A 13381-nucleotide genomic window follows, 5' to 3' on the forward strand; every position below is an offset into this window, starting at 1 on the left:
GTCGTGACCTCCGCCGTCGACATCCGCGAGATGGTCGTCGTCCACAGCGCTTTCCGGCGGGAGTTCGCGGAGGCACCTGAGCTGATCCGGGCGGTGGGGGTCGACGACCGGCGGCACGCGGCGACGGTCGGCGCGCACCTGCAGCTGCTGCTCGAGCTGCTGCACCGGCACCACGAGGGCGAGGACCGGCTGCTCTGCCCGAAGCTGCGCGCGCGGATCGAACCCGAGCGCCAGCCAGTGCTCGACGCGATGGAGCAGCAGCACGCGGCGATCCACGCCGAGGTGACGCAGGCGACGGCGGTGCTCGGCCGCTGGCGGACCTTCGCCCACGAGCGCGACCGCGAGCCCCTGGCCGACTGCTTCGACCGGTTCTCGCGGCTGCTCGACGAGCACCTCGCGGCCGAGGAGGAGCAGATCCTGCCCTTGGCCGCGCGCTGGCTGACGCGGGAGGAGTGGGAGGAGCTCGGCCAGGAGGGCATGGCCGGCGTCCCCAGGAAGCAGCGCTCGGCCGTCGTCGGGATGATCATGAAGGACGGCGACCCCGAGGTGGTGCGGGGGATCCTCGCGCACGTACCGGCGCTCGCCCGCACGCTGCTCCCGCGGACGGCGCCGCGCTCCTACGCCCGCTACGCGCGGCGGCTGCGCGCCGCTAGCTGAGCTGCAGGGCGACCCAGAGAGCGGTGGTCGCGGCGAGCAGGGTGAGCGGCACGGTGGCCGCGCCCATGAACGAGAACCGGCTGGCCCGCGGGGCGTGCTCGCCCATCACGCGGCGCCACAGCAGGTTGGCCAGGGATCCGACGTAGGTCAGGTTCGGGCCGATGTTGACGCCGATCAGCACCGCCAGCACCGGACCCGGGCCGCCCGCGGCGGCGACCGGCAGCAGCGCGAGGGTCGCCGGCAGGTTGTTCAGCAGGTTGGCGACGACGGCGGCGATCGCGGTGATCGCCAGCAGCGCGGGCAGGCTCGTGCCCTCGGGGAGGACGGCGGCCAGACCGGCCTCGAGGCCGCTGTCGAGCACCGCCCTCACCACGACCGCCAGCCCGAGCACGAACAGCGCGAACTTCAGGTCCGCGGCCCTGACCAGGTCGCCGATCGTCGTCCGGCGCCGGAGCAGCTGCCGCACCCCCAGGACGACGACGCCGGCGACCGCAGGCCAGACGGGGGAGATGCCGGCCAGCGACGCGACCGCGAAGCCGGCCACCGTGGCGCCGACGACGACGAGGGCGAGCACCGGCGCCGGTGGCACCTCGGTGACCGGGTCCTCGACCTCGACGGCGAGGTCGTCGCGGAACATCCACCGGAGCACCGCCCACTCGACGGCGACCGCGACGATCTGTGGCGCGAGCATCAGACCGGTGAAGTGCAGGAACGACAGCCCGGTCGCGGCGAACGCCAGCAGGTTGGTCAGGTTGGACACCGGCAGCAGCAGCGACGCCGAGTTGGCCAGGTGCCCTGCCGCCCAGGCGTGCGGGCGGGCCGGGATCCGCATGTGCACCGCGGTGGCGAGCACGACCGGGGTGAGCAGGACGACGGTCGCGTCGAGGCTCAGCACCGCCGTCACCACGGCGGCGAGCAGGACGACCCGCAGCAGCAGCCCCTTCGCCGACCTGCCCGCCTTCTTGGCGGTGAGCTGCGCGGCCCACCCGAACAGGCCTTCGTTGTCGGCGAGGTGCGCGAGCAGCAGGATCACGACGAGGAAGGCGACCGTGGGCGCGATCTCCACCACGGCGTTCTCGGCGTCCGGCCAGCCGATGGCGCCGACCACCGCGAGGTAGAGGGCGCCCGGGACGGCGATCAGGGCCGGCGGGACCCGCGGGTTGCCGACGGCCGCGGCGACCAGGACGGCGACGAGGACGACGGCGGAGACGCCCAGGGCCAATGGGTCCACGGGCGGCTCAGCCGCGGAGGAACAGGTAGAGGGAGACCGCGACGCCGAACGTCACGATGAGGATCCGCAGCGGCGTCGAGGGGATCCGGGTGGCCACGCGCGCGCCGAGGAAGCCGCCGACCAGGCTGGCCGGGGCGGCGACGGCGACGACGCCCCAGTGCACCGGGCCGAAGATCCCGAAGATGATCAGGGTGACGGTGGCGGTGATCGCCGACAGGGCCGACTTCAGCGCGTTGGCCAGCTTGAGCCGGTGCAGCGCCAGGCCGAGGACGCCGACGAGGATGACCCCCAGCGCGCCGCCGAAGTAGCCGCCGTAGACGGTGGCGAGGAAGAGCGCGACGTAGACCCAGACCGGGTCGCGCGTGCGGCCGACCTCCTCGGCCTTGCGCAGCCGCTTGGTCACGAACGGCTGGACGGCCAGCAGCAGGCTGGCGAGCAGCACCAGGACCGGGACGACGACGTCGAAGGCTGCGGTCGGGGTGGTGAGGAGGAGGACGCAGCCGGCGATGCCGCCGAGGACGGCGACCGTCCCGAAGCGGATCAGCCGCCCGCGCTGGCCCACGTACTCCTCGCGGAAACCGGCGACGCCGCCCAGGTAGCCCGGCCACTGGGCGACGGAGTTCGTGACGTTCGCGTCGACGGTGGGCAGCCCGAGCGCGACCAGGGTGGGGAAGAGGATCAGCGAGCCGCCGCCGGCGATCGAGTTGATCCCGCCGGCGAGGAAGGCGACCCCGGCTGCGATGGCCAGGTCGAGTGCGGACACGACTCCCGAGATTACGGTGGGTCCCGTGGCAGTGCCGTGGAGAGCCGTCGGACTCGCCGTCGTCCTAGGCGGTTCCGGCGTCCTGCACCTGGTGCGGCCGGGTCTCTACGAGTGGCTGGTGCCGCCGGAGCTCGGGTCCGCCCGCGGGTGGGTGACCGGCAGCGGGGTGGCCGAGCTGGCGACCGCAGGGCTGCTCGCCGTCCCGTCGTCCCGCCGGTCGGGCGGCTGGGCCGCGGCTGCCCTGCTGACCGCCTTCCTGCCGGCGCACCTGCACACGTTCCGCGTGGTGCCGCGCCGGCCGCTGCCGATGACCGCCGCGGTGGTCCGGCTGCCGCTGCAGGCTCCGCTGATCGCGGCGGCGATGAGGGTCGCGCGCGGGCGCTGAGTCGGAGCAGTCGCCCGCTCGGGTGAATCTGCCGATCTCGTTCCGCCGGCCGGGTCCGGCCGTGCTTACGTCCAGCGACCGCACCGCCCGGCGCCGCCGGCTCGAGGACCGCGGCTCGGGACGGAGAAGTCATGAAGCGGGTCGTCCTCGCCGGTGCGCTCGCCGCGGCACTAGTGGGCTTCGCGGTCGTCGCGCAGCCGGCGTCGGCTTCGGCGGCGGACACCTGGACGGCGACCTACGGCGACGCCGGCAACACGGCGAACGACGTGGGCGAGACCAGCATCACCGCGGCCACGGCACCCCGGGTGAGCGCAGCGTGGTCGGCGCCCCTCTACTCGTCGTCGCCCTTCGCGCCCGCCGTCGTCAACGGCGTGGCGCTGCGCGTCACGTCGCCGACCGGCATCGCCGCGCCGAGCTACCTGACGTCGACCTCGCCGGTCACCGGCGGGACGCTGAGCACGATCCCGCTCCCGATGGACAACGCCCAGTACCAATGGGGACTGACCGTGAGCGGCTCGCGGGTCCTGATCCCGTTCTCCGGCTTCGGGCGGCCGGGCGGCATCGTCGCGGTCGACCTCGGCACCCGGTCGGTCGTGTGGACGGCGGACCTCCCCGCGCCGGCGGTCTCGTGGTCCGGCAACGCCCAGCCGAGCGTGGCGTACACCGACGGCCAGCGGGTCTACGTGGCCGGCGCCGGGAGCCCGATCGTCGCCTACCGGGTCAGCGACGGCGCGCTGCTCTGGCGGGCACCCCTCACGACCACCCAGGGCGGTTCCTCCGGCTGGGGCGGCATGGCCGTCGGGAACGGCGTCGTCTACACGGCCGGCGGCCAGGGGCTCGTCGCCTACGACGCCACCAGCGGGCGCCCCCTCTGGACCGGTGCGGGCGGTCAAGGTCGACCGGTCGTCGCGGGTGGTCGGGTCTTCGCCACCGGCTACGGGTACGCCGTCGCCTTCCCGGCCGGTGGCTGTGGTGCCGCGACGTGCTCGCCGCTGTGGAAGCGGACCTTCTCCGGCATCGACACCGACGACGTCGTGGTGGGCGGCGCGGACGCCTCGACGATCTTCGTGACGTACAACAAGCACGGCGGCGCCGGTGGTTTCGTCGCACGCCTGTCCGCGAGCACCGGGAACGTGCAGTGGTCGGCATCCACCGGGCGGTACGCACAAGGTCTCGTCCGCGGCGGTGACACGGTCTGGCTGAACAGCGAGTACGTCGACACCGACACCACGGTCCGGCAGCGGATCCTGGGCTTCTCGACCACAGCCACCGGGTCGACGCCGCTGCGCACCATCCCGCTCCAGCAGGATCTCGCCGGCTTCCCGCAGACGCTGGCCATCGCCTCCGGCACGTTGTTCCAGCAGCTCAACGCGAACCTGCTGATGGGCTACCGCGTCTTCGCGACCCCGCAGAGCAACGCGGCGCCGGTCGCGTCGTTCACGACCACCGTCAACGGCATGTCGGTGCTCTTCGACGGCCGGTACTCCACCGACCGCGAGGGGCACGTCTACACGTACTCATGGAGCTCCGACGAGGGCTACATGAACAACACCGGCCAGCTGACCTGGACGTTCCAGCACGCCGGCACCCACCGGGTCACGCTCACTGTCACCGACGGGTCCGGCGCCTCCGGGTCCACCACCCAGACGGTCACGGTCGGAGGCGCGCCTCCGCCGCCGAGCGATCCGGCGACGTTCGCGGCGGACTCGTTCCAGCGCACCGCGAGCGGCGGCCTCGGCATCGCGGACGTCGGCGGTGCCTGGACGGCGCTGGACGGTGCGAGCCGGCAGTCGGTGTCGCCCGGGACGGCGCGGCTGGCGCTGACCGCTGCGGGGGCGTCGACCACCGCGCACCTGGCGACCGTCTCGCAGTCCACGGCTGACATGTCGGCGACCGTCTCGCTGAACGCTGCTCCTGACGGCGGCGGCGCGTCGTTCTACCTGATCGGCCGGCGGACCGGCGTCAACCAGGACTACCGGCTGCGGGCCCGCTTCCTCGGCGACGGCACCGTGCGACTGGTCCTCACCGCGCGGAAGTCGAGTGCGAGCGAGACCTTCCTCGGAGCCGAGACGGTGGTGGCGGGGCTCCGGTACACGCCGGGCACGGCGCTGCACGTGCGGCTCCAGGTGACCGGCACGGGGACCACGACCCTTCGCGCCCGGGCGTGGACGGGGAGCACCGAACCGTCCACCTGGACGGTCACGGCGGCGGACACGACGCCGTCCCTGCAGGGAGCCGGCTCGGTCGGCGTCGGCGCCTACCTGTCCGGCAGCGCGACACGCGTGCCGCTGACCTTCTCGGTCAGCGACTTCCTTGACCAGCAGCCGGGGTGACCGAGTGGTCCCGCTGCCGCTTCGGCGGTAGCGGGACGAAGCCGCTCGTGCGTGCCACGTACTCGGCGAAGCCCTGCCGCGAGCTCTTCATCCGCTCCTCGGTCAGAGGCGCTCCCGTGCCCTTGGCCAGCGTCCACGTCATGAGCACGGGGGAGAGGACGAACACCAGGCCGGTCCACGACCACGCGGACACCAGGAACAGCCCCCACCAGACGCAGGCGTCGCCGAAGTAGTTGGGGTGCCGGGTGTAGCGCCACAGACCCCGGTCCATCACCCGGCCACGGTTGGCCGGGTCGGCGGTGAAGCGGGCCAGCTGCCGGTCGCCCACCGCCTCGAAGAAGAGCCCGACCGCCCAGACGGCGACGCCCACCGAGGTCAGCACGGCCGACGCGCCCGACCAGAGGACACCGTTCTGGTGGACGGCGACCTGCACGGGCAGCGAGACGAACCACAGCGCTGCCGCCTGGGTCAGGTAGACCCGCCGGTACATGTGCGCGGCGACCGACCCGGTCGCGCGGGCGGCGATGTCGGCGTAGCGCGGGTCCTCGCCCTTGCCGGAGTTGCGGCGGGCGATGTGCGCGGCCAGCCGCAGTCCCCAGAGCGCGGTCAGGACGACGACCAGCACCTGCCGGCCGCCGTCCCCGACGTCGTGCGCCCGGGCCAGCAGCACCGAGACCAGGGCGACGACGACGAACCCCGAGCCCCAGACGACGTCGACGATCGCGTGCCGCCCGACCCGCAGCGCCACCGCCCACGTCCCGGTCAGCAGCAGCCACACGACGCCGAGGCAGATGGCGGCGTCGATCCCGAACGCCGCCCAGTTCACAGTGCCCAGCCGGCGCGGGTCGGCGGCATGCCGCTGCCGCCGTCGTCGGTGGGCCGGACGAGGAGCACCTGGTCGACCCCCATCCGGCCCTCGCGGAAGGTCAACCCGCCGCCGGCGAGGTAGAGCCGCCAGATCCGCGCACCCGCCACGCCCACGAGCCCGACGATCTCGTCCCAGCGCTCCTCGAGGCGTCGGGCCCAGGCGGACACGGTCCAGTCGTAGTGCTCGCGCAGGCTCTCCACGTCGCGCAGCTCCAGACCCGGCGCGCTGAGCATGGCGACGGTGTCCCAGGTCGGCCGCATGTGCATGTCGGGGGCCACGTAGCGCTCGATGAACGCGCCGCCGCCGGGCGCGCTCGGGTGGCTCATCGCCTGCACCAGCACCCGGCCGCCGGGGCGGACCAGCCGGTGCAGGGTCGCCGCGTAGACCCGGTACTGCTCCTGCCCGACGTGCTCGCTCATCTCGATCGAGGCCACCGCGTCGTACCGGCCCTCGACCGGCACCGGAACGTCGCGGTAGTCCTGCAGCCGGACCGTCACCCGGTCGGCCAGGCCGCGCTCGGCGACCAGCTTCTCGACGTGGTCGCGCTGCTGCGCGGAGATGGTGACCCCGGTGGCGTGCACACCGTGGTGCTCGGCGGCGTAGAGGATCAGCGAGCCCCACCCGCAGCCGACGTCGAGCAGCCGCATGCCCGGCTGCAGGCCCAGCTTGCGGCAGACCAGCTCGAGCTTGTCCCGCTGGGCGTCGGTGATGTCGTAGTCGCCGTCCTCGAGTGCCGGGTCCTGCCGGAAGTACGCGCAGGAGTAGGCCATGTGCTCGTCCAGCAGGGCGGCGTAGAGGTCGTTGCTCTGGTCGTAGTGGTACTTGATCGCGTCGCTGTCGCGGTGGGTGGTGTGCTTCTCGCCGGCCAGCACCGCCTCGGCCTCGGGCGGGGCGGGCCGAGGCCCGACGACGCCGAGCCGCAGCGCTGCGCGTGCCCAGCGCAGCCGGTCCCGCCACCCGGGGAGCCGTGGGGGCCGGGCCCGGACCAGCGCCCAGACCCGGGACAGGCCGTCGGCGAGGTCACCGTCGACGTCCAGTTCGCCGGCGACGTAGGCGCGCGCCAGGCCGAGCTCGTCCGGGTCCCAGAGCAGGCGGCGCAGCGCCCGGCGGTCGCGGATCACCACGGTCGGGGCGCCCGCCGGGCCGGCCTCGCTGCCGTCCCAGGCGCGGATGCGCAGCGGCAGGTCGCCCAGCACCTCGGTGACGAGGGCGGCGAGTCGGGCGGCGGGGGACGAGGTGGCCACGCGGTTTCCTGTCTGTCGGGGAGTGATGGGCAGGCGGCGGGCCCACAGCCGGAGGCCGTGCCAGCGGATGAGCGCGCTGCCCTTGAGCGCGGGCAGCGGGCGGCGCAGGGCGAGCGCCGCGACGCGCGCGGCCGTGGCCGGTCGCCCGGTGCCGGACACCCAGGCGGAGAACACCCGCTCGCCGTCCTGGTGCAGCTCGACGGCGACCCGCACCCGCTCGCCGGGCGACGCCACGGACATGCGGTAGCGCCCGGCGACGGTCAGGAAGGGGGACACGTAGAACTCCTTGTCCACCTCCGCGCGGCCGGCCTCGTCGGGGTGCAGCAGGTAGGCGTGCCGCTCGCCGTAGGTGTTGTGCACCTCGGCGACGACGCAGGCCGGGCTGCCGTCGGCCCGGTAGCACCAGTGCGTCGAGAGCGGGTTGAACACGTGCGAGGCGCGGCCGGCCCCGGCGCGCGGGTGCGCGAGCATGAGCACCCGCGCGACGTCGTCCACGCCGTGCTCCGCCGCGAACGCGACCACGTTCTGCTTGATCGAGCGGTCCGGGTCGCCCACGTGGTCGGCCGCCTCGAACCGGGCCTGGCCGGCCAGCCACCGGGGGAGGCCGAGTTCGCCTGCGGCGACGTCGTCCAGGTCGACCAGCCAGAGGTGGCTGCGGTGCTCGAAGGAGCGCCGCACCGGTGTCGCCCGGAGGTGTCCGATGCGGACGTCGTAGAGGACCGGCGCCCTCACCAGACGGCACCGAAGGCTGCGGCCGCCCGCACCCCTGACGAGCAGCCGTCCTCGTGGAAGCCCCACCCGTGGTAGGCGCCGGCGAACGCGGTGCGGCCGGTCGTGAGCTCCGGCAGCCGCCGCTGCGCGGCGACCGACGCCGGTGTGTAGATCGGGTGCTCGTAGACCATGCGCTGCAGGACCGAACCGGGGTCGACGCCCTGGCCGCCGTTGAGCGTCACCAGGTAGTCCTCCGGCACCTCGAGGTCCTGCAGCCGGTTCATCCAGTAACTGACCTGGACGTCGTCCCCGAGCCGGTCGCACCCGGACAGCCGGTAGTTCCACGATGCCCGCGCCCGGCGGGCGTCCGGGAGCACCCGTGCGTCGGTGTGCAGCAGCGTCTCGTTGCGGGAGTACTCGAACGCCCCGAGGACCTCCCGTTCGGCGTCGGTGGGGTCGCCGAGCAGCGCGAGCGCCTGGTCGGCGTGGGTGGCGACGACGACGACGTCGGAGTCGTGGTGCTGACCGTCGTCGTCGACCAGCTCCACGCCGTCGGCGTGCCGCGTCAGGGTCCGGACGCCGGCCCCGGTCTGGACGGCGGACAGGCCCTTGGCCGCCCGCTCGACGTAGGTCCGCGAGCCGCCGGTGACCGTCCGCCACTGCGGGGAACCCGTGACGGAGAGCATCCCGTGGTTGTGCAGGAACCGGAACAGGTAGACCGCCGGGTACTCCAGCGACAGCCCCGCACCCGCCGACCAGACGCAGGAGACGACCGGCAGCACGAAATGGCGGACGAAGTACGGGCTGAACCCGCAGATCGCCAGGAAGGTGCCGAGGGTCAGGCCGTCGATGCTGCCGCCGGGGTGCGCGTCCGCGTGCCGGAGCAGCCGCCGGGCGGCCCGGTGGAAGGCCGTCACCTCGGTGAGCATGCGCAGGTAGGTGGGGTTGCCGAGGCGGCGCAGCTGCGCGAACAGGCCGGCGAAGCCCTTTGCGCCCGCGTACTCGAGGCCGCAGCCGTCGCAGCTGATGGACATGCTCATCTCGGTGGGCTGGGTGGCCACGCCCAGCTCGCGGAACAGCCGGATCAGGTGGGGATAGGTCCGCTCGTTGTGCACGATGAAGCCGCTGTCGACCGCGACCGGGTGACCGTCCGAGCCGGTCAGGTCGTGGGTGTGGGAGTGGCCGCCGAGCCGGTCCTCGGCCTCGAAGAGCGTGACGTCGTGGGTCCGCTGCAGCAGGTAGGCCGCCGTCAGGCCGGCGATCCCGGACCCGACGACGGCGGCGGTCGGACGGTGCAGGCGCGCGGCGGTCACCGGTTGTCGACGCGCAGGGCCAGCGCGTTCAGCGCGGCGAACCCCACAGCGGCGCCGACCGCCTTGACGCGCCGGCCGGCGTCCGGAGCGTTCAGGCCGAAACCGACGGCGTCGCTGAGGTCCGAGGCGATCCGGTAGACGCTGGCCGCCCGCAGCGGCGCGCCCTGCGGCGCGAACAGCAGGGCCAGGCCGGAGGCGACGTCTCGGGCGCCGAGCGTGTGGTGCCAGGCGCGCATCGCCGGAGAGGGACCGACGACCCCTGTGGGCTTGCTCCAGAGGTCGGGTTTGGCCAGCTCCAGCAGCCCGAAGGCGGCAGTGGCGATCCCGAGCGATCGGGTGAGGACGGGCATGGGGCGGTCCCCTTTCTCGAAGTGGGTCCGCGGGAGGCGCGCGATCCGCGCCGCGGCGGTGGAGGGGCTGCGCTACAGCGGTACGGCGAGCCCTTCCGGAACGGGTCGTTGCAGGGCATTCGCGATATCGGCCCGGATCGGTTCGATCCCGGTGGCGCCCAGCACCACATCACGCACGAAGGAGTGCCAGCGGTCGGCTCTGCGCAGCATCGAGTGCCCACCGACGGTGGTGAACCGGGCGACCCGGGCACCGGCCTCGCGAGCGCGCAGGGCGAAGTCGGCCGACAAGTGCGCCGGCACCCAGCGGTCCCCGCGGCCGTGCAGGATCGTCACGGTTCGCCCGCGCAGGTGCGCCACTGGTTCGCGTGGCGGCGTCCACGGCGCGAGCGCGCAGACGGCGGCGACCTGCGGGTCGCCGCCGGCGCGCAGCACGGCGCGCCCGCCCATCGAATGTCCGATCAGCACGATCGGTACTTCGCCGCCGAGCTCGTCCTGGATGCGCTCGATCGCCCAGCGCACATCGACGAATGGATCAGCGGCGTCGCCGTTCCAGCCGGCCACGCGGTACCGCAGCAGCTGCGTGGTGATGCCTCGCCGTCCGACGGCATGCCGGACGAAGCGCTCGATCGCGCGCATGCGCACCAGCGAGAGGGCCTGGTCGCGCGGCGGCGCCTCGCTGGTCGCCGTTCCACCGTGGCAGAAGAGCGCGACGCCGCGCAGACCTCCGGTGGACGGGTGGACTTCGACGGCCGGCCTGTCCACCTGCACATCTGTAGTGCACAACTCAACCGCCTGCAAACCGGACCTCGTGCCGACCTCTGTCCACGCTCCGGTCCCCGGTGCACACTGCGCCCATGACCCCGGCACCGATGCCCGACGACTGGCAGCGCGCACTCGTCATCGCAGCGCACCCCGACGACATCGAGTACGGGCTCGCGGCGGCGGTCGCCGCCTGGACCAGCGCGGGCAAGGAGGTGCACTACCTGCTGGCGACCCGCGGTGAGGCCGGCATGGCCGGGGTGAAGCCCGAGGACGCCGCGCCGATCCGCGAGGAGGAGGAGCGGCGCTCGGCTGCCGTTGTCGGCGTCAGCGAGGTGGAGTTCCTCGACGAGAAGGACGGCGTCCTGCAGGCCGGTCCGGAGCTGCGGAAGGCGATCGCCGGCGGGATCCGGCGGCACAGGCCCGAGCTGGTGGTGACCGGCTACTTCGGCGCGACGTGGAGCCCGCCCGGTCAGTCGCCGGCCTTCCTGAACTCGCCCGACCACCGGGCGCTGGGGCAGTCGGCACTGGATGCGGTCGCCGACGCGGCGAACGAGTGGATCTTCCCGGATCTGCCCGAGGAGCGGTGGAGCGGTGTCCAGTACGTGGCGGTCTCCGAGATGCTCGAGCCGATGCACCAGGTCGACGTCACCGATCAGATCGAGAAGGCGGTCGCGTCGCTCAGCGAGCACCGGCGCTATCTCGAGCTGCTCTCGGACACCCCGGTCGAGGAACAGGCCCGGCAGATCGTCGGGATGATCGCGGCCGACGAGGACGGACGCCACGAGGTCGGTTTCAAGCTCTACTGGGGCTGACCTGCGGTTTTCCTGTCCACAGGGCTTGCCGCGGTCCCTTTTTCGAACGTATGATCGAGAGCGTGAGCATCCCTGCTGACCCGCCGGCCTACGGGCCGCAGACCGCCCTCGGGCGCGGCCCGTTGGGGGCCGCGCAGGTGGCGGATCGGGCGATGGGTGCGGCGTTCGTGGCGCGGGTGCGGGCGCTGGCGGCGTTCGCCGCGGAGCGCCCGGCGTCGGCGGATCGGGCGCAGGGTGAGCCGGGGGCGATGAGCCCGCAGCGGTGGGCGGCGCGCCCGGAGCTGCTGCAGCCGGTCAGCGAGTGGGCGGCGCAGGAGGTCTCGATCGGGCTGGTCTGTTCCCGGCGCAAGGCCGAGGATCTGCTGGGCCAGGCGCTGATGCTGGCCCGGTTGCCGGCCGCGTTGGCGGCGACCGAGGCCGGGCTGCTCACTGTCGGGCATCTGTGGTGCCTGGAGGAGCACGTGGCGCCGCTGGCCGATCCGGTGCTGCGCGCGGAGATCGAGGGTGTGCTGCTGGACTGGGTCACCGCGCGGGCGGCGAGGGGCACGATCACGACCCCGGGGCAGTTGGCGGAGAAGGTGTTGCGCGAGCTGGCCCGGCGCAACGCCCGGGATCGGGCGCAGCAGGCGATCAAGGCGCTGCGCCGCCGCGGCGTGTTCCCGGCGCACGAGTCCGGCGAGGGACTGGCCGCGCTGCTGCTGGTGGGCTCGATCCCGGAGATCGAGGCGCTGCGCGCGGCGCTGGCCGCCTACGCCGACGCGCTGCCCAAGGGGCCCGATGACACCCGCACCCGGGAGCAGAAGCTGCTGGACGTGCTGATCGATCTGGTGCTGCGACCCGGGGAGCACGGCATGCCACCGGTGCAGGTGGTGCTCACCCTGGTCGCGGCGGTGCAGACCGTCCTGGGCGGGGATGCCCCGGCGGAGCTGAACGGGCGGATCGTGTCCGCGGAGACCGCGCGGCAGCTGCTCAACGCGCTGACCGGCGCCGGCCTCGGCGACGGCGCCCTGGCCGAGCTGCGGCGCATCGCCGACAACGACGACGCAGTCACCGAACTAGTGCCTGCCCAGCCCGTGGAGGACGACGATCCCGATCCGATGCCCGACGACGTCTGGCGCGCCTCGGTGGAAGCCCGGCTGGCCAGCGGCGAGATCGAACTCGAGCTGGATCGGGAGCTGGCCGCGACGCAGGACCGCTGGTGGCGCGAGTACGCGGCGGGCTTGCATCCCGACCCCGACCCGGACGACCACCCCGAACCCCCGCTGACCGAACCACCACCGGCAGATGGCTGGTGGACGAGCGCGGAGCGGGCGCTGGAGGACGCGCGGGCCGCGCAGGAACGGTCTGAGGCGGCGCTGAGCCACGCCGGTGGGCAGGTGCGTCAGGCGGTGTGGTCCGACGCCGACGACGAGCAGGCCTGGCGGACCGGCAGCGGCGGCCGGGTCGACGCCGCCGAGGATGCGATGACCGCGCTGCGCGCGGCCACGATCGCCGACCGGACGGCGCTGACCGACCTCCTCGGGCGCACCGCCGGCGGCGGGCTGGCCGACCGTCCCCGCCTCGCGCTGGTCGACGCCCTCACCGGCGCCCTGGTCTCCCTCACCGACCTGCCCGCCCTCCGCCGCGCCGTCCGCGACGGTGTTCCGCTGGGCGCGCCGCCGCCGACCGACGGCTACCGGCCCGGCGCCGAGCTGGACCGGTTCCTGCGCCGCCGCGACCGGCGCTGCCGCTTCCCCGGCTGCCGGCTGCCGGTCTCCAAGGGCGAGCTCGACCACTTCGCGCGCTGGCCCGAGGGCCCGACAGACGCCATCAACTTGGCCGGGTTCTGCACCGGCGATCACCGCGGCAAGCACCAAGCACCCGGGTTCACCCACACCATGACCGCCGACGGCACCCTCGTCGTCACCACACCGTCGGGCATCACCGTCACCACCGAACCGGCTCCGTTCTGA

Annotated in this window: 12 protein-coding genes; 5 read left to right on the forward strand and 7 right to left on the reverse strand. The window is 73.7% G+C overall.

The genetic code is table 11. The features are described from left to right. Window positions 1–3 precede the first annotated feature (3 nt). The gene (locus GGQ55_RS18790; protein ID WP_179719320.1) at window positions 4–657 is read left to right on the forward strand and encodes a hemerythrin domain-containing protein; all 654 of its coding nucleotides are present in this window, start codon (window positions 4–6) and stop codon (window positions 655–657) included. Here GGQ55_RS18790 and GGQ55_RS18795 read toward each other — a convergent pair. Further along, complete coding sequence (locus tag GGQ55_RS18795; protein ID WP_366489696.1) at window positions 650–1888, reverse strand: SLC13 family permease; 1239 nt, start codon at window positions 1886–1888, stop codon at window positions 650–652. The two genes, GGQ55_RS18790 and GGQ55_RS18795, sit on opposite strands and share 8 nt — an antisense overlap. A gap of 7 nt (window positions 1889–1895) precedes the next feature. Then, on the reverse strand, window positions 1896–2651 hold the full coding sequence (locus tag GGQ55_RS18800; RefSeq protein ID WP_179719323.1) for a sulfite exporter TauE/SafE family protein: 756 nt from the start codon (window positions 2649–2651) through the stop codon (window positions 1896–1898). A 25-nt stretch (window positions 2652–2676) separates the two neighbouring features. Here GGQ55_RS18800 and GGQ55_RS18805 point away from each other — a divergent pair, with 25 nt between their 5' ends. Together GGQ55_RS18805 and GGQ55_RS18810 are read left to right on the forward strand one after the other, a co-directional pair. Further along, the gene (locus GGQ55_RS18805; protein WP_179719325.1) at window positions 2677–3036 is read left to right on the forward strand and encodes a DoxX family protein; all 360 of its coding nucleotides are present in this window, start codon (window positions 2677–2679) and stop codon (window positions 3034–3036) included. A 131-nt stretch (window positions 3037–3167) separates the two neighbouring features. Further along, window positions 3168–5369: an outer membrane protein assembly factor BamB family protein gene (locus tag GGQ55_RS18810; protein WP_179719326.1), complete on the forward strand. Its 2202-nt coding sequence runs from the start codon at window positions 3168–3170 to the stop codon at window positions 5367–5369. On the opposite strand, the gene GGQ55_RS18815 is transcribed toward GGQ55_RS18810, so the two are convergent. From GGQ55_RS18815 to GGQ55_RS18835, 5 genes are all read right to left on the reverse strand, one after another. Beyond that, on the reverse strand, window positions 5338–6195 hold the full coding sequence (locus GGQ55_RS18815; RefSeq protein WP_179719327.1) for a DUF1295 domain-containing protein: 858 nt from the start codon (window positions 6193–6195) through the stop codon (window positions 5338–5340). The genes GGQ55_RS18810 and GGQ55_RS18815 overlap by 32 nt on opposite strands. Continuing rightward, window positions 6192–8213, reverse strand: coding sequence for a DUF1365 family protein (locus tag GGQ55_RS18820; protein WP_179719328.1), 2022 nt, complete (start codon window positions 8211–8213; stop codon window positions 6192–6194). Before GGQ55_RS18820 ends, GGQ55_RS18815 begins: the two co-directional genes overlap by 4 nt. Further along, complete coding sequence (locus GGQ55_RS18825) at window positions 8210–9505, reverse strand: NAD(P)/FAD-dependent oxidoreductase (protein WP_366489699.1); 1296 nt, start codon at window positions 9503–9505, stop codon at window positions 8210–8212. The genes GGQ55_RS18820 and GGQ55_RS18825 overlap by 4 nt, the downstream gene beginning before the upstream one ends. Next, window positions 9502–9855, reverse strand: coding sequence for a hypothetical protein (locus GGQ55_RS18830; protein WP_179719331.1), 354 nt, complete (start codon window positions 9853–9855; stop codon window positions 9502–9504). The genes GGQ55_RS18825 and GGQ55_RS18830 overlap by 4 nt, the downstream gene beginning before the upstream one ends. 72 nt (window positions 9856–9927) lie before the next feature. Then, a complete protein-coding gene (locus GGQ55_RS18835; protein ID WP_179719333.1) occupies window positions 9928–10617 on the reverse strand; it encodes an alpha/beta fold hydrolase in 690 nt (229 codons plus the stop codon). Between the two features lie 92 nt (window positions 10618–10709). On the opposite strand from GGQ55_RS18835, the gene GGQ55_RS18840 reads away from it, so the two are divergent. Together GGQ55_RS18840 and GGQ55_RS18845 are read left to right on the forward strand one after the other, a co-directional pair. Then, window positions 10710–11429, forward strand: a complete 720-nt coding sequence (locus GGQ55_RS18840) for a PIG-L deacetylase family protein (RefSeq protein ID WP_179719335.1) — start codon at window positions 10710–10712, stop codon at window positions 11427–11429. A 62-nt stretch (window positions 11430–11491) separates the two neighbouring features. Beyond that, window positions 11492–13381: an HNH endonuclease gene (locus GGQ55_RS18845; RefSeq protein ID WP_179719337.1), complete on the forward strand. Its 1890-nt coding sequence runs from the start codon at window positions 11492–11494 to the stop codon at window positions 13379–13381.

Source organism: Petropleomorpha daqingensis (assembly GCF_013408985.1).
GTDB classification, from domain to species: domain Bacteria; phylum Actinomycetota; class Actinomycetes; order Mycobacteriales; family Geodermatophilaceae; genus Petropleomorpha; species Petropleomorpha daqingensis.

What these genes read in the sequence shown, in the direction of transcription:
- GGQ55_RS18810 (WP_179719326.1), top strand. Translation starts at nt 3,168, where the DNA reads ATGAAGCGGGTCGTCCTCGCCGGTGCGCTCGCCGCGGCACTAGTGGGC.
- GGQ55_RS18830 (WP_179719331.1), bottom strand. Translation starts at nt 9,855, where the DNA reads ATGCCCGTCCTCACCCGATCGCTCGGGATCGCCACTGCCGCCTTCGGG.
- GGQ55_RS18840 (WP_179719335.1), top strand. Translation starts at nt 10,710, where the DNA reads ATGACCCCGGCACCGATGCCCGACGACTGGCAGCGCGCACTCGTCATC.